This window comes from Legionella sp. km535, from assembly GCF_003990085.1.
In the GTDB taxonomy this organism is placed as follows: Bacteria; Pseudomonadota; Gammaproteobacteria; order Legionellales; family Legionellaceae; genus Legionella; species Legionella moravica.
On sequence record NZ_RZGU01000019.1, the window covers coordinates 60,721 to 83,876 of the forward strand.

The window sequence follows — 23,156 nt, forward strand, 5'->3', positions numbered from 1 at the left end:
AGAAAAGGGTTAAAGGGTTAAAGCTCGAGAACACCTAACGCCAAACTGATTGATCTTATTGCCGATGCCCTGAACGCTGCCACCACCAGAGGCAAAGAACTGGTCCCACGCGCCGTACTGCGGATTGAACGAGCCCTCGGTAGAACTCCAGTAGATGCCTCTAGGAGCGCTAAGACCACTATTATCTATCAAGCTGGATTGTATGTTTTGCAGCGTCGGCGTACCTGAAGTGCCACAAACACTGCTTCCATAGCCCATCTCACAAATCGCAGGCAAGTACCAATCGGAATAACTGGCAATCGTTTGCGTGCATAATCCTGCTGCATAATAAGTGATGTTGGTTGGTCCGGAAGATGCTGTAAAGGTGGCGGTACCTCCGGTTGCATCCGTATTATTGGTAATGAATTGATTATAAAACGTTAGAATATTCCCTGTATTGCAAGAGCCATCTAATGCGCCATTACATAGGGCAAAGGATGTGGAGGTAAAAGGATTTGGATTGGTGTAGGTGCTTGAAAAAAATGAAGCAAATGTGGCGTACGTGGGCGAGCCTGATGCGGACGTGGATGTCTCATCAATTCCGGAAAGGGTATCGTAGCTTGTATCAACAGGGTCAGTACCCCCACTTCCACCACCAGAGCCTCCATTTGAGCTCCAAACAATGCCATTGGGGTATGCGGCTGCCCGGTCGGATGTCGTGACAACTTTCCCTCCTACGCTGCCGGTATTGGGTGTTGTGTCATCAAAAGCATATACATAGCCACCTTGATAAACACAGCCATAGCCCAATACGACGACATCGCTCGACACGGTAGTCGCGTTGTCCGCACCGACTTGAACTGCTCCGGGAACAGGAGCTGTTCCACTCGAACAGGGATTGGTGCCATCCGAGGTGGCTGTAGCGCCAGGTGTTATTGTAATCGTGCAGCTGCTCGATGCCGCTAGCGTACTGCCACAGGTTGTGGCGCTTGAGGTCCCTGTGGGCCAAGTCGGTGGGGTTACTGCTAAATTAACAGCAGTATTACTTCCTGTGTTGGTAATGGTAATCACACGAGCAAGTCCAGAAGAAGGAGTTCCACTGACTCCGTATTCTGTAAGTCCTGTGACACTTAAAGCCAATTGACTTGTGCTTGTGCTCAGCGTGGTCGTATTCGTGACACAGTTAACGCCAACATTGGTGACGTTCGCCCCACCCATGGTGCCGCTGCCATTAGTTACGCTGCATGTTTGTCCTGTCGGCTGGGTGAGTACAGTGACGCTGTAAGGCGCACCTTGAGCTACGGGCGTGGCAAAGGTAAACGAGCCATTGCTATTAATCATCAAATTATCGCCACCATTGTCTTGCAACACGACGGTCCCAGATAAACCAGAGACGGTACCCCCTACCGTATAGGAATTGGTTGCACAGGTTACTTGCACATTGGTGATGTTCGAGGCGCCAGCTGTGCCGCTGCCATTGGTCACGGTACAGGTTTGGGTGCTGGGTTGAGTGAGTATCGTCACACTATAGGTGGCACCTTGAGCAACGGGTGTTGAAAAAGTAAAGGAACCATTACTGTTGAGCATCAAATTATCGCTGCCGTTATTTTGCAGCACAACGGATTCTGATGCTGCAAGCCCTGAAACACTACCCCCTACAGTTCGGGTGTTGGTGGAGCAGCTCCCCGTTACATTCGTGATGTTGGTATTGGTGATGGTGCCACTGCCATTGGTTACGGTACAGGTTTGGGTTGCGGGTTGACTCTGTACTGTGACCAAATAAGTACTCCCTGGAGGCAGGGCGTTGGAAAAAGTAAATGCTCCGTCTGCATTAAGGGTTAATGCATCACCACCATTGTTCTCCAGCACCAAAGTACCTGAAAGACCAAATAGAGAGCCCCCTACTGTATAATCCACCGCAGGTCCTTTGGTAATGTGCAAGCTATTCGTAGCGCTTGGTTGATAGCATTGGTTTGGATTGCCTTGGTTACATACAACAGGCCCACCGACAACATTCCTATTTAAGGCACTGCCATTAATGGATAAATTCAAAATACACGATTGCTGGTAGCCCAAAACAAAGGGGTTTGGGCAATTCCCTGACGTAGTTATCTGCGTTACGCCAGGAATGGCTTTCATCGCTAATGTCTGTGTCTTTCTGGATTGATTGGTGACTTGATAGCTCACTGTAGCGGTGTCGTTCGCCGCGACCGTGATGATTGTTTGTGTTAATGGGGTAAAGGTCCATAAAGGGGTTCCTGCATGCACCAAAGCCATGACACATGTAAGCCATAGGCCTATCATTATTTTGTTAATAAACGTTCTGCTGTTCATCTGCTGTCCTTATGCAATGTATGTCAAATTAAATAACCCCCCCTTGGTGTAGAGGTGATTGAGGGCTAATCCGGTGTTTAGGGTCTGACCGGAAGCACGATTAAGCCCACTTTTGCCCCAATCGGCGAACTAATAACCCACTCCCATTTGCCAATGTTCGCTGATGGGTTTTTGCACGCCAGCACCTAGCGTGTATGTGAAGGCTGTTTTCGTGTGGTCTTCAAAGTTGTTATTAGCCAGCGCCTCAAAAATCAAAGGCGTATTCGTAAATATCATGGGCACGGTTAAAGCCTATGTCAAGACTTGCATTCACCCAGGGCATGACCAATAGCCTTTATCAAGCAACAACTTGCCTTTTACTGCTACGCGAGAGTTTCGAACTTTGTAAAGGTAGCTGTAATTATCAAATTGAGGGTCGGCATCATCCCATATCCCACCCTGCAGTTTGGCATTGCCAAAAGTGGCAGCTGCCAATCTCAATTTCCCCAACCATTGAGAAGTCAATGATTTTTGTATGCCAACAAACAACTCGCCCGAGGCAATAGCATTGGTGAATTTTCTAGCCGCACAGGTCTTTTCAATCTCAGGCGCCAAATAAAAAGTCTGTGTCTCATTAAAAAACGCACCCCAAACATTTCGCGACTGCGACTAACCAATCAATCCTCAATCAGATAATGATTTAAGCATACCCTATAGACTGATGGTTTTTTTTCATATACAGAGAAATAAAATACAAACACAATGCGCCTGTTAGTGACCACCCCGTCAATTGTTTAAATACCTGATGAAAATCATTATTAGTAATTAATGGATTAACGGCTTCAGTTTTCACCATAGCATTTGAGAAATACTGAGATATTGAGGCGGCTACTCCTGAAACCATCATCCAGGTTCCCATAAGGATACCCTGATACTGAGGTGGAGCTAAACGTCCAACTAGGGCATAACCTGCTGGGGCAATAAGTAATTCAGCCAAACCCTGCAAAATAATATAACCGAACACCCAAAATAAATGGCTATGTCCCAAAGGATTGGCATAATAAATACCGCAAGACAGAAAAAAGAAGGATCCGGCAAGAAATATAAATGCAAATACAAATTGCATGGGCACAGACACAGTGTACCCCTTTGCGTTTAATTGATTAAGAAACATGGCCATTAGAGGTGCACCAATGATGATGACTATCGGATTGATATTACGAATCCATTGGGTTGCCAACTCAATACCCAACATGTTTTTATCTACATTATTTTTTATGAATAGCGTTACCCCCATAGGACCAGTCAGATAAATCATCCAAAAAAACAAAGTACTCGCAGCCAAAATGAGATAAACCATTATTTTGCGCTTATCAATAGATGATGTTTGTTTATTCTTAATCATCAGAACCATACCGAACATCAGAACACTCAAAGTTGCGATTATTCCATTACTCCAGTTTGTTGAATGAAAGCACAGAAACATTGCCGGTACCAAAATTGAAACGGAGAATATTCCTGCGATTTTCTTTTGTCGGCGAGATTGGGAAGTGGGCATCTGCATCAAAGGTGTATTTTTATCGCCAAGAGCAGACCAGAATTTTGTTATTAAATAAAGTGTAACTCCGTTTGTCATGATGCAGGCGTAAAATATACCCTGATATTGATTGGAGTAATCAAAAAATCCACTAGCAAAATATCCAGCACAAAATCCTAAATTCATAGCCGAATAGTTAATAAAAAAAGCGGTTTCCCTGCGATCATCACTTTGCTCAAACCGCTGCGTTAACATACTATTCAAACTGGTAGTATTTAATCCACAACCAACCAGAAACAAACTTAACCCTAAATAAAGCATTGACGATTGAGCCAAAGCAAGAACAATTAATCCCATGCTTTGGATTATGATAGTAATAAAAAATAAGCATCGATTGCTTAGCAGCCGACCACCAATCAAGCCTCCAGTTAATTGCAAAATATAATTAAACGCGATAAATAATCCTACAATGCTATTAGTGAGTACATTAGATAAACCAAGTTGTTTTGTACTATAAAGGGCAAGTGATGAGTACAGGACAGCAAATGAAAACGTAGAAAAACCTTGAATAAAATAAAGAGGAATGACTCCCCCCGGCATTTTGGGTATCAATTTAAACATACTCATCCCTGGAGCCTTCAATAGTCAGTTGTACTCACACCAATGGGGCTCCGTTACCAGAGCCTCCTGTCATTCGAATAACAATCATGTCATTCATTGGCATAAAGTCTCGCTTCCTGCATTAATTGGCGCATTTGCCGAACTGCTTCTTTTAATCCACAAAAGAGAGCTCGTGAAACAATGGCATGGCCTATGTTCAATTCAAGTAATTCTTTTATTGCAGCGATGGGTTTCACATTATGATAATGAAGTCCATGCCCCGCATTGACAATCAGGTTTAAACTGGACGCATATTCTGCTGCACGTTTGATTCGCTCCAGTTCATAACTTTGCTGTTCTGCATTTGTCGCATCAGCATAACAACCGGTATGCAATTCAATAACAGGTGCACCAATATCAGCAGCTGCTTTTATCTGATCCCTGTCCGGATCGATAAACAAGGAGACTTCACTTCCCATGCGCTCCAGACGTCGAACAGCATGCTCTACAGCTTTTTGATGAGTTAATACATCCAAACCACCCTCTGTAGTTAGCTCTTCACGTTTTTCTGGAACTAAACACGTATGCTCTGGTGCAATTTCTTCCGCAAAATCCAGCATGGCATCTGTAACTGCCAATTCAAGATTCATCCGGGTTTGCAATACCTGTTTAATCAAACGAACATCACGTGCCTGAATGTGTCGCAAATCTTCACGCATGTGCAGGGTAATGCCATCAGCACCCGCCTCTTCGGCATCCATGGCAGCCTGAACAGGATCCGGATAGCGAGTTCCACGCGCCTGACGTAACGTGGCAATATGATCGATATTAACGCCTAACAATAACTCTTTATTCATTTTTCACCACAAAATCTTAAAATGGAAAGTATAATAGACTTCCTGTCAAACTGCTATTGATGTACTTCATATCCCAAATGCCCTAACGCACTATTCCGAATGTCAATTAACTGCTGCTGTATAAAGCCCTGGCCTTAATTTCACGCCCGCCTAAAAGATGATCTATTGCCTGGCGCATAATGCGCTTTGCTGATTTGAGACAGGATGCTTCATCCAGGTTATCTTCTGCCAAGGCCAGAAGATGCTCACCTGGAATGCCTTTATCAGAGACCACAAATCCTTCCCCCGCAATAAACTGATAATTGTGTTCGGTGCAAACCAGTCCCCCAGTTCGTGCCTCTTCAGTCCATGAAAAAGAATGACCACAAGAGTGAAGCAAAGCCCATTCAAAGCGGCGTAAAATGGATTCGATCGTCAGCCGATTATCGGTCGTAGCCAGTCCATTTAATGTCATTAAATAAGCTTCAAATAACTCGGTATCTGGGTAGATCGGACGCAGGGCGTGATACAGCAATTCATTGATATATAAACCGGAAAAAAGGGAATGACCTTCAAGAGGTAACATGGGAGAGATACTTTCCATGGTTCGGGTATAATGCCGTTCATGGCGTTCATCAACACTAACCCATAAAGGAGTGAATGGCTGCAACAACGATTGTTTTTTAGGGGTTCTACCCCCTTTACACAGACAGTTAACCAGCCCTAATTCACGGGAAAAAAAAGTGACTCTGGCACTGGTATCCCCAGACCATTGTTTATGAATAACCCATGCCTGCAGTGATTTAGCTGTCATAGCCCAGTTGTTTTAGCATACGCTCATCATCAGCCCAACCGGACTTCACTTTACACCAGCATTGTAAAAATACTTTTTTCCCAAGCATTTTTTCCATATCCAAACGAGCGCTGGTCGCCATTTCCTTTAATTTTTGGCCTTTATCGCCAATCACCATACGTTTGTGATTGTCCTTTTCAACCCATATTAACGCATGAATACGAACCAGGTTGCCCTCATCCTTATAAGACTCAATTTCTACAGAAACCGAGTACGGTATCTCCTGTCCACAGAAACGGAATATTTTTTCCCGTAGCAATTCAGCGCATAAGAACTTAATGGATCGATCTGTAAATTGATCATCGGGAAATAAATGCGGGCCTTCGGGTAAAAATGGAATTAAACGATTCTCCAATTCCTCAACCTGAACTCCTGTTTTAGCTGATAGAGGAATGATTGCGGCAAAGTCATGGCGTTGGCTCATGTGCTCAATCCAGGGCAACAGCTGATCTTTTTCGCTAATTTTATCTACTTTATTAATGACCAGAATACAAGGAACATTTGCCTGCTTTATCAAACCCAGCACATACTCATCTTCTTCTTCCCAATGAGTACCATCCACCAGGAACGCAATGACATCAACATCGCGTAAAACACTGATGGCTGTTTTATTCATCAGGCGATTCATCGCCTTTTTATTGCCCTGATGTATACCAGGCGTATCGACATAAACAAATTGGTACTCCCCCTCGGAACGTATTCCCAAAATGCTATGGCGTGTTGTTTGTGGCTTTTTAGAGGTAATACTTAATTTTTGTTGCAAAATACGATTCAGCAAGGTTGATTTGCCAACATTAGGTATTCCGACCAAAGCGATATATCCGCAATAACTAACCATTCAAATTGATTCCTGTTTATTTTTAAGTCATTTTAGCAGTCAGGATGTAAAACATCCAGCTTTTCACGTCAGAGATCCAAGTATATAAGGTGGGAATAAAAATTGTATCGTTTCTACTTGCTATTTTCCCTAAAAACCCATTAATCTGCATACTATATGTGCAAAATACGGATTTTATGCCTCAGTTCCTGACGACGGATGGTCATACACAAGTAATTGTTCCATTACGTATAAAACCTTACAAACATAAAGAAATGCCAACCATAACTGGCAATGCGTTCAGTCATGAAGCGGGTACAGTTCTTTATGGAAATTACACTATGGAGTATCTGCTTCAAGGTGGCGACAGACTCCGACTCATAGCCAATCATAATAAAAAAACAGTGCAATTAATGCTGTTTACTCATAATTCGGACTTGATAAAACTGCTTCCCGGTAACCGCCCTTCATCTCTGGTTGCCGATATCATCAGTAGTGTTCATCGTTACCGAGTTCGTTCTGAAAGCTATAAGCAACCGCTCAGTCCAGAACAACAGCGCAAAATGGAGTTGGCTAAAGCGTGCATTAATTCTTTGAATGCTCTGCTCAAAGAGGAGCGCCATATAAAATCAGACGATTTTGCTGGACAAGAGCGATTAAGAAGAAACGTTCTGGCCATTATCGAGACATGCAGGGATGGCAACCGAAGACTTGCCAATAATCCAGTACTTTCTGAAGGCGCTTTAGGCAATGTTCTGTATGACGCCCACAAAGCAGCACAACACTATCAGTTCAACCGAGCTTTTTCAGTCTCCCGCCAGGATCAAATGGATTTTTCTAAAATCCACAAAACACTGGACCCAAGACAGAAACCTCTGTGCTTTATTTGGGATAGCGAACTGCACATTGGGCACGATGCGCACGATCTTGATGATGCTTTGAGAGTCATTTGCACTCATTATGATTTAATATCCGCACCTCATCTTAATGAAGTTCCCGCGAACCGATTTTCAAAATTTGAAACCTTTATTCGATCCTTATGGAATGACGGTCAGGATTGGCTAAATTATTTATCCATAAACGAAAAACCAACCCACAAAACTAAAATAAAACAAAGATCTGATGGCGTTTCAATAACTAAAATTAAACCCTATTATGTCCTTAAAGGACTGCCCCAGAAAGGGTATCCGAGTTTAAATGAATTAGTATTCAATGTAACAAACAGCGCCATTGAACCCATTCATGCACAATCCATCAAACAAGCAAAAAAAGATCTTGGAGCACTGTCCGATGGAAATTGGGCCATTGTCGCCGCAAATAACCAAATCATCATGCGCCTGGACAACAAACTGGTAGCACTCAATTATTTCATACAAGACGCACAGTTCTACCCTCTTCCAGAAGGTCAGGATCTCTATACTCTGAGTCAGGTGAGCAAACGTCATCTCTATTTACCTGAACGTATCAGCCTGAGAATCAACGCTTTTATCTCTCGTATTCCAACATTTTTTCAAAATTTTTATGAGCGGATGAGCCATTTCATTATTCATGACTTACATAAAGATTTTATTGGTCATGTCCATGCAACTCATACTAAAAAGCCCGAACCCATAATCGAGCAAAATCAATCTGGAGCGACAAATCCAAAACGCCGTTCACTTCATGATGCCCTGAAAAAAAAAGGGTTATTAGCTAATGGTCAAACTCTGGAAGAATTTATTAAAGAACACATTACCAATTCTCCCTATGTGATAGCTCGAGCCAATCATCCACCCAGCCCGCATCCTTATGACAATCCTCTTCATCGATTTTTAGGAGTATTGCGGCATCTGGGTACTTTTTTCATTGATACCAGTGAGCGTAATCCCATGGTAGGCACCCTGGCGATGGCTGCTTATTTATACGGTGCAGGCGCCATATTGGCGCCCAAAGCTCTGGAATCAGTCTTAAACAAGCTCTACTTGAGCGGCCTCATATCAGGAATTGAACCGACACAGAAACTGGCACGCTTGATGAACCATGGCACCATTTCAGAAGCGATTTCTGCTTCAGTCACTTTATGGCAAGGAATGATTGCTGTTGGTAATCTGGATAAATTTTTTGTTGAGGCAGTTTCAATACTGAAAGAAGACCCGGCTGAAATCGCCATCATTGCAGCCTTGGCACTTAGCCTGGGTTATGGCCTCACTAAAGCAATCCCGGTATTACAACAGGAAATGGGCGATTTTCCTTATACCAATTATGCCGCTCTGGGTGGTAAGGGTGGAGCTGCACTGTATGATACGATTATGCATCCCGGGGATGATTGGTTATTGGGTACGTGTAAATGGATTTGCAAGACGTGCATTACTGTTGCAAAAATAGGCTTGGCACCCTTTGTAGAATGGTATTTTTATGGCTATCATGATGGATTTATTAATGGTCTGAAAAAAAGCGGCACGCAAATAATCAAAACAGGGAAACAATTCATTGCCGCTGCGTTTGATTTTTGCCTTGCAATTCTTACAGTACCTCTAATTGAAGGATCTGCCTTATTCATTCATGTTCCCTTTAGAGGAATAACGAACATTCTTCGCAAATTTCTGGCAATACTGGGAAATATTGGTGTTATAGGGCAACTACTAATTGAAATTGCAGAAAGACCCTCCTTGAACAATTTTATTGCTGAATTTCAATTTTCAACGCTTTATGGATTTAGTACCCCAATACAGCATTGTTCCGATTCTCCTTTCCTCAACATAGTCATCAATACAGTGCGAGTACTTTTTATTCCTCCACTTCAGCTCATCAAGAATGCACTGATTTTGCCATTAATTGATGCATTATCATTGGGATTACGCATCTCTTTAACCATTATCAATCCAGTTAGTCGAATAGTCTTCTATTTAACAGGCACTGGGCTGAATGAAATTGGACCCTATTGGGATAACTCAATGGGCATGCTCTTTAGAATCAGCGCGTCGGTAATGACTGGGCTGTGCGATTGTCTGGATAACGCAGCCGGAGAAACAAAGCAGTATGTTCTATCCCAGGTTGAAATAAGTCGCAGTGAACTATACCGTTGGGCTTTCCGTGAAGAAGATATGCGTTTACATACCATTTTGGATGATCAACATTATTACTGCAGTGAACCAAGGCGCTCAGAATTAGTTCCTCATTCTAAAAGTCACTGTTTAATGCGTAATCTGCTCGGCAATGAGGCACAAATCACTCCAATTGAAACACCCGATCATCAAACCCATTACACGGAATTATTCCCTCAACAAGAATCCAGAAATCCAATCGATACTCAATTGCACTCTGTATTATATAACCATCAAGAACATTCATTTGCAAAATCAGAAAGTTATACCTAAGATTAGGAGGCACTAAGAAATCAGATGAACATTGCCCTATCCATAGGTTCCACCAACAAGGAAAAAATGGTTGCTAGTACTTTGACAATAAGCATATCCCTTGAAAAAATTGATGCTTATTTGATCATATTTGTGTATAATTAATTTAACTGGGCGTAAACAGGATCATATATATGGCTAATGACAATCAAACAAACTCATTTGAAATTGGTAAAAAAACCGCAGAACCAATTAACTCAACTGGTTTAAATGTTAATCCAAGAAGTGAATCCAGCACGCTATCAGAAACGCAACTCAGCTCAATACCTCAATCATTAGATGCTTGGGTTGACTCTATTTTTGCAGAAGATGCACAAGAAGAAAGCAAAAGAACGGGTGACAAATCACAAGAAGATTACAGACCGACAATCAATTTGAGTCGCTTTGGATTAAAAACTCCTGAAGACGTCAAGAAATTTCTTCATTCTCCTGCTGGAGAAGCGATTATCGGAGAAATTGGAGCTGAACTGGCGTTGGAAAAGGCTATTGAAGACGAACGTCGCTTGGAACAGCAAGAAAAAAGACTCTTAATGAGCAGATTGCAGGCTATGCTGTTTCTCTGGTATCTGGAGAAGAAAGCCCACGCTAAAGATAAAATTAAAGAACTGGTCATACAGCAAAATGAACTGGCTATTGAACGAGCAAAAACTCCTGAGCCTCAAACACACAGCAACGCCATATCTGAGTCAATTAAGAACGTAGAGATGACTTTGTCCAGTTATGCTTCAGCATTGAAGGCAATTGAAGCTAAAGAGCAAGCTCTTGACAAAAAAATGGAGCAATTAAAAACTGAAGAAGCGCATATTGAAGTCAAATATGAAATTTACGAGACCAATATTCTTCTCTTTGAACAATTCCTTGATGATAATCCCGAGTTAACTCCTGAAGAAATTCAGGAACGTATTGACGCTCTTGCTGCTCAGATGGATACCCATGCAGATGAAGTGAATGAATTACTCACTATAGGTAAAGACGATGAAGCACGTGCTTTGTTACATGTTCTGACGGGACTAAACGCTCAGGCTGCAGGCTACCTCGACATGCTTGCCGTACATCGAAACGAAAAATACTTTGTTAATGCAGACGGAGAACCCGTTAGTTCAATAAAAGATGCTGAGCTAACCTTAAACGCCAGTCAAAAACTGATTAAAGATGCTGACGGTCAAATGTACCTGATTAAAGCAACTGATGATTGGGAACAAATCAAAGCTGATCCGAATGCGAAAGCCGAAGCCCTCAAAGGCTACCAGGCTTTAAAGCAAGATCCGCAGGCAATGTCAGTTAAAAAAGTCATTCAGCATAATAAAGTACTTGAAAACGACCTGCACAGCAAACAAGTACAGGAAGTCAGTTCCCTAAAAGAAGAAAACCAGGCTCAAAAGACTTTGATTAATAATGAAGTGTCTCAACTTACTGCGCTTCGCGGCAACCTGTTAAACCAAGCGAAGCAAACGAATCAATCCAATGTAACTCTGGGCCAACCTACCCTTTCACCAATGCCTACGCCTACTCCTGCCCCAAAAGCAGGTGGAACTGCTGCAACACTTAAAGCAAGTCAGGCAACCCCTGTAGATCTATACAAAAACCGTTTGGCGGAATTGAAAGAAGCAAAACAACTCACCCGTGATGATTTATTTAACCTGGCAAGTCAAGCTCCTGGAAATAACAAAATTGCAGCCAATGCATACTTGCAAATGATGTTTGTTAATATGCCGCGTACAGGAAATATTCCATTACAAACCATGCAGTCCATGCTGAAAAATATGGAGCGGTTTGGGGTCGATGCAACAAAAGGACCTGTAACCAGCATTAAAAGTCCTTTGGAATTAAAACAGCAAAATATAGCAAAGAACGATCTGAGTCCTTCTAGCGCGATGGACGCTAAGCCTGAAGAGCCAAAACCTTCAACTCTGACTCCGTTCAGCACCACTCCCTCTCCATTTAAGTAATATTGACATCAATTCCCGCACTAAATTCATGAGATTAGTGCGCGGATTTGTTCATTTATTAAGAGGTTTTAATTCTAATAACCTCAAGCGACTTAAAACAGTTCAGCCCCTCTCTTAATTAAAAAATAATGTTCACAGAATTTTTATGCTCAATTTGCTTGCCAACCTATACCAAGTCTTCTAACATTGAAAAACAGTGCAGCGCATGCGGAACTAAACATGATCATCGAGAAATTAATGGTTAACCAACCTGTTATTGTATCACTGGACGTTGATAATTTATTATTTGAGCGAGTAGAACAAATAAAAGAAGCCGGTCTTACAACGATAGAAATTAATTCCACCGATCCACATTTATTGACTCAGATTATTAAGCAATTCCCAACTATAAAAATTGGTTCTTGCGGCATAATTAACACTCAACAATTGGAACAATGTTATAGCGCCGGCGTCCATTTTGCTTCAAGTCCTGGCTTTTTACCTGCAATCGCACAAACAGCCAATGTCTACTCCATGAATTACCTGCCGGGTGTATCCACTATTTCCGAAGCAATGGCAGCATTGAACCTGGGTTTTCAACAGGTACGTCCATTTCCTGCAAGTTTGGCTTTTTGCACTCTGTTGAATAAATGCTTGCCTAATCTGCATTTATTTCCAGCGGAAATAGAATGGGAAGAAGCAGAGCATTTTCTTAATTTGCCAGCAGTTGCTGCGGTAGGTATTCATAACCCTGACACAAAGCAATTAAACGCCCTATCCTCGGGTATTTTCGTGTAAAATGAAGTCGCTTCGCGACAATTTTTAACCCCTCACCCTCGATCCCTCTCCCCCACGCTGCGCGCAGGGGCGAGGGGAAACTGAGTTGAATTGTGGGAATTACAAGTGAACAACAAACAAAACCACACTCTATGCTCAATTAAAGAATACGTTCTATTCTCTATGAATTAATAAATCCAGAACTAAAATTGCAGCCCCAACACATATCGCGCTGTCCGCAATATTAAAAGTGGCAAAATGGTGATATTTATAATAGACATCAATAAAATCAATAACATAGCCATGGAGTCCACGGTCAATAAGATTACCCAACGCTCCACCTAATATAAGGCTGATCCCTGCAGATTGCAGGCGTGCAGAGTCTGGAGTCCGCCACAACCATATCACTAAAATAGTGCTGACAAGAGAGCTGAAACCAGCAAAGAACCATCTGTGCCAATCTCCCGCTCCACTTAAAAAACTAAACGCAGCCCCAGTATTATAAGCCAAGGTAAGGTTTAACATCGGAATTACAGGCATTGGTTTATAAGGGGTCAGCAAAACACCAATCCAGTATTTACTAGTTTGGTCGCAGATAATTACAAAAATACTGAGTAAAAACCAATGCCATTTTTTCATATGAAAAGCCTCACCTCATCTTGACCGCTGATATTACCCACGCAACGCAAACACAGTTCTGGATGTTCTTTATTTTGTCCTATATCAGGTCTTCTATGCCAACATCGCGCGCATTTTTCATGAATACTGGCAGTAACATCAATCGCTATTCCGTATTCTGTAGAATGTATACCTGAAGGAACATCAGTCATCGGCATAATTGTCGCACCTGATGTCATTAACAAAAAACGCAACTCTTCTCCCAAACGGGTCAATTTTGGCACTACCTCGGGCTTTGCATACAAAGTAACTTCAGCTGCCAGAGCAGAGCCTATTTCACCTTTTTGTCGGGTTTCTTCCAAAGACTTATTCACTTCATCACGAATCTGATGCAGTTGTTCCCAATCATCCATATTCACCCCATCGATAACCGGCCAGGCATCATACCAACGCTCGATAAAGATGGACTCACCCTGGTAACCGGGAATGGATTGCCAGATCTCTTCTGAAGTAAAGGATAATATAGGGGCAAGCCAAAGAGTAAATGCTTTAACTATGTGGTACATAGCAGTTTGACAGGAACGCCTCGCTTTGCTCTCTTTTGCTGTAGTGTATTGCCGATCTTTAATCAGATCCAGATAAAAACTACCCATATCAACGGCACAAAAATTATGAATTTTTTGATAAATAACATGGAACTGATACGCCTCATAAGCCGCTACAATTTCATCTTGAAGAAGCTGACAACGCTTTAATGCCCACTTGTCCAATTCCAATAAATCTTCAGGTTTAACACAATCCTTGGCCGGATCGAAATCAAATAGATTAGCCAGTAAAAAACGTCCAGTATTACGAATTCTTCGATATGCATCCGCATTACGCTTGATTATTTCATCAGAAATACTTACCTCATTTCGATAATCAGTGGAAGCTACCCACAAGCGTAATATGTCTGCACCATGCTGATTAACCAATTTATCCAGAGCGACATAATTGCCTTTCGATTTTGATAGTTTTTTACCTTCTGCATCTACTGTATAACCATGAGTTAATACCGTTTTATAAGGCGCAACTCCATTCATAGCTACTGAAGTAGTCAATGAAGAATTAAACCAGCCCCGATGCTGATCAGACCCCTCAAAATAAACGTCTGCAGGAAAATCCAAATCGCTATTTTGCTTCAAAACACTAAAATGAGATACACCAGAATCCAGCCAGACATCCATAGTATCGCTAACTTTATCATAATCCTTAGCGTCATCACCCAGCAGCTCGGAGGCATCTAACTCAAACCAGACATCAATTCCCGATTGTTCAATCATTAAAGCAACTTGTTCTAAAAGTTCCAAAGTATTGGGATGAAGTTCCCGAGTGGTATTATGAACAAATAAAGGCATGGGTGTACCCCATGCTCTTTGCCGTGAAATACACCAGTCTGGCCTATTCTCAACCATGTTACTGATACGCGCTTTACCCCAATCAGGAACCCAGCTTACTTTATCAATTTCGCTAAGGATGGCCTGTCTTAAGTTGGATTTATCCATGGAAATAAACCACTGTGGAGTTGCCAGGAATATCATAGGAGATTTATGCCGCCAGCAATGAGGATAACTGTGTCTAATGTTTTCTTTGGCTAAAAGAACTCCGTTGTCGGATAATTTATCCAAAACTACTTCATTTGCTTTTAATACAGAAATTCCTGCAAAAAATTCTACATCATCAGCAAAGCAACCATTTGACTTAACCGGATTGATTAAAGGCAAATTATAAGATTGGCCGACCATATAATCATCAGGACCATGCGCTGGTGCGGTATGTACACAGCCGGTTCCAGAATCGGTCGTCACATGCTCGCCAAGAACTACGGGGACCTGTCGATCATTAAACGGATGTTTTAATTGCAGCAATTCAAAAACTGAACCTTTAGCTGAGCCACAGATCGTATAGTCGCTGACGCCATATCGCGTCATGACTGACTCAACCAGATCAGTAGCCACTATGTAATAACTCGTTACTGCGTCAATTAATGAATAATCAATCTCGGGATGCAAACAAACTGCTTCATTGGCTGGCAAAGTCCATGGTGTAGTTGTCCAGATAGGGAGAATTAAAGGTTTATTTTCAGCTTTAATGTTATATTTATTAATAAAATCAGCCGAATTAACTGCAACAAAAGCTACATCGATAGATGGAGAGGTTTTGTCTTCATACTCTACTTCTGCTTCAGCAAGCGCGGAACCACAATCAATACACCAATGCACTGGCTTGAAGCCTTGTTGCAAATGACCATTTTTAATCATTAATCCCAATGCCCTGACAATATTGGCCTCATAGCGAAAATCCATAGTCACGTAGGGATTATACCAATCACCAAATACTCCAAGACGTTGAAATTCATCACGTTGAATATCAATTTGACTTGCAGCGTATTCACGACATTTGACTCGAAACTCTCTGGGTGAAATTTTTACCCCAGCTTTACCCACTTTCTTTTCTACATTCAGCTCAATAGGCAATCCATGACAATCCCATCCAGGTACAAAAGGAGCGTCATAGCCGCTGAATGACTTTGATTTTATAATAATATCTTTAAGAATTTTATTTAGTGCATGGCCACAATGAAGGTGTCCATTGGCATAGGGAGGACCATCATGCAGAATAAATTTTTTACTTCCTTTTCGGTTCTTACGAATTTGTTCATACACTCCTTTCGCCTTCCAATCAGCCAGCATCTGCGGCTCTCGTGTTGCAAGACTTGCCTTCATTGGAAAAGAAGTATTAGGAAGGTTTAATGTATCTTTATATTCTGCCATTGATGTCTACTCTGCGAAATCGTTAAGTTTTGACGGATATAATCTGCAGTTCAAAATACTACTGCACATTCAAATTTAAAAATGCTTTTGCCGCCGCAATATCATTATGAATCTGCGCAATCAAAGCATCCACTGATGTGAATTTAACCTCATCACGCAATCTGTGCAAGAAAAACACTTGCACCAACTCCCCGTAAATTGAATCATTAAAGTTCAATAAATGTATTTCCAATATATTTTTAGTCCCATCAACGGTTGGTCGCTTACCAATATTGGCAACACCTTCAACATCTCTGGAACCGATGCGAACATGTACGACATAAACACCCACTAAAGGGAGCGCTAATCGATTTAGATTCAGGTTGGCAGTTGGTATTCCCCACTGTCGCCCGCGACCATCGCCTCGGATCACTCGTCCACATAAACTATAGGTCCTTCCTAAAAACCGAGCAGCCAGATTTAAATCGCCATGCTGCAATGCATTTCTGATTTTAGTTGAGCTGACTTTTTCATTTTCAATAAGAAAATCGGGACAGGTATCAATCTGGCATGAAAATGGTGCCCCCAGAGTCTTCAACAATTGAAGATCGCCAGTTCTGTTCTTACCAAATCGAAAATCTTCACCTACCAGCAGGTATTTAACTTTTAATGCCCGAAAAAGATTTTGAGTCGCAAAATCAACGGCCGTGGTTTCAGCCATAATTTGATCAAACTTTATACAGTAGACATAATCTACCCGACAAGACCTCAGCATTTCCAGTTTTTCTCTTAAACTGGAAAGTCGAGCTGGCGCGGCTTCTTTTTGAAAATATTCTCTTGGCTGAGGTTCAAATAAAATCAGAACCAAAGGCAGCTTCATGCTATTTGCTCTATCTCTTAGGGTTTTAATCAGATTTTGATGACCTAAATGTATGCCATCAAAATTACCGATCGTAGCTACCACGCCCTTTTCAATTTCAGCAAAATGTTGAACACCACGCAACAGTTTCATTAATCAGTTCAATCGCACGAATTAAAGACCGATAGTATACTGGTTTTATTGCCTATTGAGAAATAGAGTATTCATTATATTTTCAATTTCACTAGATACCTGATCATTCAGGGCTATCAAAATACAACATTGGCTTAGTAAAAAAATTAACCAGGGAAACATCAATACGCTCAATCGCCCAATATCATCACAGCAAGCATTTAAATCAAGCAACCAACCCTTTTTGACTTAATTATTATCACAATGATATAATTCGCTACAAAAATCCAACCTTAGGAATATCTCCCATGCCAGACAACTTCACACAGGCAATCATTGAAAGCGCTCAGGACGCACAGAGCACGCACAACAAAGTGACCTCGAATGCAGCAGCCATGCTTGCCATCCGCCTGGCTTCACGATATCTGTTGCAAAAGACTGATACAGAAACGCCTGCTCAATCCACTTCATCTGCGGCTGCCACGTCTTCTTCATCCGCAGCCTCTTCATCGGTTGTTGTACCCGCCTGCGAGATGACTATTGAAATGACTGGTCATTCCAAAGCACAAGAGTGGATGAGTCGTGTCAGAATGAGGTATGAAGGACGAGTCAAATCTTCTTTGCTGGAGGCGCCCACCAAAGCCTGGCTGGCAGCAACGCTGGGTTCACGCACCTTGAGCAAAGAACTGGACCGGGTTACTCTGGTTGAGGAGCACAACGGGCAGCCGGTTTCTACTGAATGGTACCTGCCGCTGCCTGAGGTCTATGCAGTGGTTCTCTCGGCACTGATAGACCTGGATGAAAAACGATGGCCGGTTCCGCCTCACAGTACCGCCAAAAATGAGCGGCTGCAGCGCCTTCAGGAATTTGACCGCATCAACAATGCGCTGGCGAAAGCCACACCGCGCATCTGCTCTACAGGCATTCGCCATGCCTGGCTCATGGCACTTGATGGCTATGAAGGCAAACGCCTGCCTTTGAATGCAGAGGATGTCCTCATGCAGGGGCTGTTCGATTTCATGGTGCGTGAAGTGCTTGGAAAGCAGATGAACATCAATCTTCCCGACGGGAGAGACCCGGTGGGCGCGGAACGCGCCACCTTTCATGAACATTTTCAGTCCCTGTTTTTGCCATGGGCATATGGCACCATGCCGGGTGCTGTTCGAAATGCCATAAAAAAAGCCGGAGGCTCAGACGCGGCACGGGACTTCGTGTTGGAGCGCTTTCGCACCATAGGGATAGCACCGGATGAGCAGATGATGCAAAAAATCAACGGGTATTGCAGCAAGACAGGATTGCAATCCATCCCCTGTAATTTCATTCCCATCCTTGCGGCCCTTGAACGTCATGCCAAACGCCACACTCTGGCCCTAAGTTCGGGCAGCATCACCGCAACCGGTCTGCGACCGCTTGCTGAGGACACACTTGTCTGGCTTCAGGGAGTAGACTTCAGTCCGGAATCCCTTGCGAACCCTGCACACGAAAAAGCCCCCTTGAGCATCCTGTACCTTGTGTTAAGGCTTCACGATTCCCTTTATCAGTATAAAGACTATAAAAATCTGCTCGACGTCTGCGACATGCCCGAGGACAACAAGGACGCCTGGGTGGAAGCGCTTCATGTTTATAGTCAGTGCCTCCAGAACCCTGACCTTTCTCTTACGTCCCTGCTTGAAGATACCGTTAGGTTAGAAGAACGCCTGCGCGCCTTTGAGCGTGGTTTCGCTATGTGGCGAAACGGTGCCTATCATGACTTCATCAGTAATTATGCAGCAAACTGGTTTGCCGCAAGCGGTAATGAAGGAATAGCCGCTCGTGCCAGTCTTTTTGCCCGACTTTGTGACCTGTACTTTCGGGAAAACACCGAAGGAAGCAACAGCATTCCGGCCATCAGGGTGCCGGATGCGATGCTTGACGAGTGGATAGCCAAAGCAGGGGAAGACGGTGTTTTGGAAGTAACGCCCTATCAAATAAACCGCATTCTGCTTCATGCTCTGTGCTATCTTGCTGACACCTGGTCGCTCCTGTTTCAACAGTGCCTTCCCAAACTGCTTTCATTCATCCGCAACCGATGCAATCAGGAGCAGAACACCGCAGGCGATGCACTTTCACGAGATTCCTGGCCCGAAGCGTTGCTTGCTCAGGTTGAACGTATTGCTGCACCTGACTCGGCAGGAGAACCTTCCGTTCCTGTGCTGCTCACACCCGGAACTATCACGCCCGAATCCAGCCTTGATATCGCACGATTGCTGGCAGCGTCTAAGGATATGCCCGAAGCCATAGTGCGTCAAATCGTTGAACTTCCAGGTTTTAATCCCCACGCTACTAATAGAGACGAGTTAACTCCTTTTTATCTTGCTGCAGAGTACGGAAATATAAATTTTGCTAGTGCCCTGATGGGCAAAGGCGTAGATTGTGAGGTGAAGTTCAGAGGCAAATTCCACCCACTTCAAGCGGCCATAGATAATTGCTATTTTTCTTTTGTACTATGGTTTTTCCAGTCAATACCTAAGCAAGAACGGTTTGGCGTTCTAATGGAAAAAAACGACAAAAAAATTACCTTGCTGCACCTGATCGCGAAAGTACATCCCGGACTCCTGAAACTGATCCTGGATTTACTTCCTGAGACAATAAGGGGGCATGCTGTAATGACATTCGACAGTGACAAAGATACTGTGCTGCACCTTGCCACAAGAAAAAGCCCTGAACTACTGAAACTACTTTTGGTTTGCCTACCAGAGACAGAAAGGGTGAATGCCACAATGGCAAAGAATCAATATGGCGAAACGGCATTACACTGGATCGCAAGGTATAACCCCATGCATCTTAAAGAGATTTTAAACTGTCTGCCAGAAGCGGAAAGGGCCGATGTTATCAAGATTAAAAGCAATGCTGACTATACCGCCCTAGGCATTATCGCTGTCTATCAGCTTAAATTCCTGAAAGAAATTCTGGACTGCCTGCCTGAGGCAGACAGGGCTGAAGCAATAATAGCACGTTACGAGAATGGCAATAGCCCGCTGCATTATGCCATAACCCAATGCCCTGAAATCCTGGAACAACTGCTGAATTTCATACCCGAGTCAGATAAAGAAAAAGCCGTGATGATAGCTAACAATCATAACAATAACTTGCTGCATGCCGCTGCACCCTACAACGAGATCCTAAAATTGTTCGTGGACTACCTGCCCGAAGAACAAAGGGCTCACGCGGTGATGGAATGTAACTTGGATGGAAATAACGTGCTGCATCTAGCCTCAGATAACCCTGAATCCTTGAAGCTACTACTGGATACTCTACCCGAAGAGGAAAGAGCTAACGCCATCATGATATGTAACAAGGAGGGATATAATTTGTTGCATAAGGCCGCAATTAATAGGGAATCACTAAAAGTGCTTCTCGACTGTATGTCCGAAAGTGAAAAGGCTCAGGCCGTAATAAAAAAAACCAATTATGGAGCTTCCGCGATACACTTGGCCGCCAACGAACCCCAATCATTGAAATTGCTCCTGGATTGCCTGCACGAGACGGACAGAGCTCAAGCTGTAATGCGATCAATCAATGAGGGCAGAAACTTGCTACTCGAAGCAAAATCCCGCACTGAGTCTCTAAAACTGCTTATGGACTGTATACCTGAACACGAAAAAGAAAAAGCCGTAATGGCATGCAGCAGCTCCAGAATAACCTCGCTGCACCTTGCCTGTCAGCATGACGCATCACTGAAACTGCTTCTGGACTGCCTACCCGAAACAGCAAAGGCTGACGCTGTGATGTTCTGTGATCATGCGGGGAAAGACATGCTGCATTGGGCTGCAAAAAACCCTGCAAGCCTTAAACTGCTTATGGACTGCTTGCCCGAGGCAACAAGGGCTGACGCTGTAATTAAATGTAACCATACAGGAAAAAACGTGTTGCAAGAAGCTTTAAGTAACCCTCAATCCCTGGAACAAATTCTAAGTAGCCTGCCCGAGGCAGCAAGGGTTCGCGTCATCCTGGCAAAGAACATCAAAGGTGAGTCTGTTCTGGATCAAGCTGATTACCTGTACTACGACCAATCAAAGCTCTTGCTTGAAGCGGTACTGGAACAAGCACAAAAACAAACAACCCCTCAATTGAGCGAGGATTCAGCCATACCCGACTGTGACACAAGCTCGGCACCATCATCCTCAGCACCTTCATCAGAAACCAGTTCTTCTACCCCCCTTGTCTCTCATTCATTGTTTAGCCAAAATTCGCCAAGACTCCAAGTTCCAGACAGTCCGGGAGAACAAAGCACATTAAAGAGATGAGGTTTGCGCTGAGAACAACAAGGTCGGCCACCTCGTTTAAAATCGTCAGGCGAAAGAACCAGCCCCCTCGCATCCCCACATAGCGGGGGATAAGGGTAAGGGTAAGAGGGCTAAAAAAACCAGCTCCCCTCGCCTCCGCGCGCAGCAGGTGATAGAGGTCAAAGCGAAGGGGTTAAAAAAGAACAAGCTCCCCTCGCCTCCGCGCGTAGCGTGGGGGAGAGGGTGCAGGTGGGGGTTAAAAACAAGGTCGCGCAGCGACACCTTTACTCTATAAATCATTGATACCTCAGCAGGCATTAATTTAGGATAAATAACCTGCTTTTTGACTAAACTGAAACCACAATGATATAATAAGAACCAATGAATTCATTGATGAGAGTCTCCCATGCCAGACAATTTCACACAGGCAATCGTTGAAAGCGCCCAGGACGCACAGAGCACGCACAACAAAATAACCTCGAACGCAGCAGCCATGCTTGCCATCCGGCTGGCTTCTCGGTATCTGGTGCGAAAGACGGACAACGACGCGCCTGCTCAACCTGCTTCATCTACTGCTGCCACGTCTTCTTCATCCTCAGCCTCTTCATCGGTTGTTGTACCCGCCTCCGAGATGACTATTGAAATGACCGGTAATACCAAAGCACAAGAGCGGATGAGTCGTGTCAGAACGAGGTATGAAGGACGAGTCAAATCATCTTTTCTGGAGGCACCCACCAAAGCCTGGCTGGCAGCAACGTTGAGTTCACGCACCTTGAGCAAAGAACTGGACCGGGTTACCCTGGTTGAGGAACGCAATGGGCAACAGGTTTCTACTGAATGGTACCTGCCGCTGCCTGAGGTCTATGCCGTTGTTCTCTCGGCACTGATAGACCTGGATGAAAAACGATGGCCAGTGCCGCCTCACAGTACCGCCAAAAAAGAGCGGCTGCAGCGCCTTCAGGAATTTGACCGCATCAACAATGCGCTGGCGAAAGCCACACCACGCATCTGCTCTACAGGCATTCGCCATGCCTGGCTCATGGCGCTTGATGGCTATGAAGGCAAACGCCTGCCCATGAATGCAGAGGATGTCCTCATGCAGGGGCTGTTCGATTTCATGGTGCGTGAAGTGCTTGGAAAGCAGATGAACATCAATCTTCCCGACGGGCGAGACCCGGTGGGCGAGGAGCGCGCCACCTTTAATGAGCATTTTCAATCCCTGTTTTTGCCATGGGCATACGGCACCATGCCGGGTACTGTTCGAAATGCCATAAAAAAAGCCGGTGGCTCAGACGCGGCACGGGACTTCGTGCTGGAGCGTTTTCGAACAATAAGGATGGCGCCGGATGAGCAGATGATGCAAAAAATCAACGGGTATTGCAGCAAGACAGGATTGCAATCCATCCCCTGTCATTTCATCCCCATCCTTGCGGCTCTTGAACGTCATGCCAAACG

14 protein-coding genes are annotated in these 23,156 nt (G+C 43.7%); 5 read left to right on the forward strand and 9 right to left on the reverse strand.

The features are described 5' to 3' along the window. Positions 1-9 precede the first annotated feature (9 nt). The 6 genes from ELY21_RS11735 to era all read right to left on the reverse strand — a co-directional run bounded on the left by ELY21_RS11735 (position 10) and on the right by era (position 6,956). Complete coding sequence (locus tag ELY21_RS11735) at positions 10-2,313, reverse strand: DUF1566 domain-containing protein (RefSeq protein WP_127109726.1); 2,304 nt, start codon at positions 2,311-2,313, stop codon at positions 10-12. A gap of 309 nt (positions 2,314-2,622) precedes the next feature. Next, positions 2,623-2,907, reverse strand: coding sequence for a hypothetical protein (locus tag ELY21_RS15880; protein WP_233588706.1), 285 nt, complete (start codon positions 2,905-2,907; stop codon positions 2,623-2,625). Between the two features lie 85 nt (positions 2,908-2,992). Further along, the gene (locus tag ELY21_RS11745; protein ID WP_233588707.1) at positions 2,993-4,456 is read right to left on the reverse strand and encodes a peptide MFS transporter; all 1,464 of its coding nucleotides are present in this window, start codon (positions 4,454-4,456) and stop codon (positions 2,993-2,995) included. Between the two features lie 83 nt (positions 4,457-4,539). After that, a complete protein-coding gene (gene pdxJ / locus ELY21_RS11750) occupies positions 4,540-5,286 on the reverse strand; it encodes a pyridoxine 5'-phosphate synthase (RefSeq protein ID WP_127109728.1) in 747 nt (248 codons plus the stop codon). A gap of 106 nt (positions 5,287-5,392) precedes the next feature. Then, positions 5,393-6,079 carry a DNA repair protein RecO gene (gene recO, locus ELY21_RS11755; RefSeq protein WP_127109730.1) on the reverse strand — a complete coding sequence of 229 codons (687 nt, stop codon included), beginning with the start codon at positions 6,077-6,079 and terminating at the stop codon, positions 5,393-5,395. After that, the gene (gene era / locus ELY21_RS11760) at positions 6,069-6,956 is read right to left on the reverse strand and encodes a GTPase Era (RefSeq protein WP_127109732.1); all 888 of its coding nucleotides are present in this window, start codon (positions 6,954-6,956) and stop codon (positions 6,069-6,071) included. Before era ends, recO begins: the two co-directional genes overlap by 11 nt. Positions 6,957-7,132: 176 nt before the next feature. Between era and ELY21_RS11765 the strand changes: the two genes are divergently transcribed. The 3 genes from ELY21_RS11765 to ELY21_RS11775 all read left to right on the forward strand — a co-directional run bounded on the left by ELY21_RS11765 (position 7,133) and on the right by ELY21_RS11775 (position 13,056). Then, a complete protein-coding gene (locus ELY21_RS11765) occupies positions 7,133-10,291 on the forward strand; it encodes a hypothetical protein (protein ID WP_199741705.1) in 3,159 nt (1,052 codons plus the stop codon). Positions 10,292-10,464: 173 nt separating this feature from the next. Further along, positions 10,465-12,279 carry a hypothetical protein gene (locus tag ELY21_RS11770; protein WP_127109734.1) on the forward strand — a complete coding sequence of 605 codons (1,815 nt, stop codon included), beginning with the start codon at positions 10,465-10,467 and terminating at the stop codon, positions 12,277-12,279. A 219-nt stretch (positions 12,280-12,498) separates the two neighbouring features. Continuing rightward, positions 12,499-13,056 (forward strand): multidrug DMT transporter permease, encoded by a 558-nt coding sequence (locus ELY21_RS11775; protein WP_127109736.1) that lies wholly within the window; start codon positions 12,499-12,501, stop codon positions 13,054-13,056. A gap of 153 nt (positions 13,057-13,209) precedes the next feature. Here ELY21_RS11775 and lspA read toward each other — a convergent pair whose 3' ends face one another. From lspA to ribF, 3 genes are read right to left on the reverse strand one after another with little or no spacing between them, the layout of a single operon-like run. Continuing rightward, positions 13,210-13,674 carry a signal peptidase II gene (gene lspA, locus ELY21_RS11780; RefSeq protein ID WP_127109738.1) on the reverse strand — a complete coding sequence of 155 codons (465 nt, stop codon included), beginning with the start codon at positions 13,672-13,674 and terminating at the stop codon, positions 13,210-13,212. Beyond that, positions 13,671-16,466 (reverse strand): isoleucine--tRNA ligase, encoded by a 2,796-nt coding sequence (gene ileS, locus ELY21_RS11785; protein ID WP_127109740.1) that lies wholly within the window; start codon positions 16,464-16,466, stop codon positions 13,671-13,673. The genes lspA and ileS overlap by 4 nt, the downstream gene beginning before the upstream one ends. Before the next feature lie 58 nt (positions 16,467-16,524). Continuing rightward, a complete protein-coding gene (gene ribF / locus ELY21_RS11790; protein ID WP_127109742.1) occupies positions 16,525-17,457 on the reverse strand; it encodes a bifunctional riboflavin kinase/FAD synthetase in 933 nt (310 codons plus the stop codon). Positions 17,458-17,744: 287 nt separating this feature from the next. Here ribF and ELY21_RS11795 point away from each other — a divergent pair, with 287 nt between their 5' ends. Both ELY21_RS11795 and ELY21_RS11805 read left to right on the forward strand, forming a co-directional pair. After that, positions 17,745-21,722 (forward strand): ankyrin repeat domain-containing protein, encoded by a 3,978-nt coding sequence (locus tag ELY21_RS11795; RefSeq protein ID WP_127109744.1) that lies wholly within the window; start codon positions 17,745-17,747, stop codon positions 21,720-21,722. A 385-nt stretch (positions 21,723-22,107) separates the two neighbouring features. Beyond that, a partial coding sequence (locus tag ELY21_RS11805) for a hypothetical protein (RefSeq protein ID WP_158618556.1) occupies positions 22,108-23,156 on the forward strand: 1,049 nt, incomplete at its 3' end.

What these genes read in the sequence shown, in the direction of transcription:
- ribF (WP_127109742.1), bottom strand. Translation starts at nt 17,457, where the DNA reads ATGAAACTGTTGCGTGGTGTTCAACATTTTGCTGAAATTGAAAAGGGC.
- lspA (WP_127109738.1), bottom strand. Translation starts at nt 13,674, where the DNA reads ATGAAAAAATGGCATTGGTTTTTACTCAGTATTTTTGTAATTATCTGC.
- ELY21_RS11770 (WP_127109734.1), top strand. Translation starts at nt 10,465, where the DNA reads ATGGCTAATGACAATCAAACAAACTCATTTGAAATTGGTAAAAAAACC.
- ELY21_RS11745 (WP_233588707.1), bottom strand. Translation starts at nt 4,456, where the DNA reads ATGAGTATGTTTAAATTGATACCCAAAATGCCGGGGGGAGTCATTCCT.
- recO (WP_127109730.1), bottom strand. Translation starts at nt 6,079, where the DNA reads ATGACAGCTAAATCACTGCAGGCATGGGTTATTCATAAACAATGGTCT.
- ELY21_RS11775 (WP_127109736.1), top strand. Translation starts at nt 12,499, where the DNA reads ATGATCATCGAGAAATTAATGGTTAACCAACCTGTTATTGTATCACTG.
- pdxJ (WP_127109728.1), bottom strand. Translation starts at nt 5,286, where the DNA reads ATGAATAAAGAGTTATTGTTAGGCGTTAATATCGATCATATTGCCACG.
- ileS (WP_127109740.1), bottom strand. Translation starts at nt 16,466, where the DNA reads ATGGCAGAATATAAAGATACATTAAACCTTCCTAATACTTCTTTTCCA.
- era (WP_127109732.1), bottom strand. Translation starts at nt 6,956, where the DNA reads ATGGTTAGTTATTGCGGATATATCGCTTTGGTCGGAATACCTAATGTT.
- ELY21_RS11765 (WP_199741705.1), top strand. Translation starts at nt 7,133, where the DNA reads ATGCCTCAGTTCCTGACGACGGATGGTCATACACAAGTAATTGTTCCA.
- ELY21_RS11735 (WP_127109726.1), bottom strand. Translation starts at nt 2,313, where the DNA reads ATGAACAGCAGAACGTTTATTAACAAAATAATGATAGGCCTATGGCTT.
- ELY21_RS11795 (WP_127109744.1), top strand. Translation starts at nt 17,745, where the DNA reads ATGCCAGACAACTTCACACAGGCAATCATTGAAAGCGCTCAGGACGCA.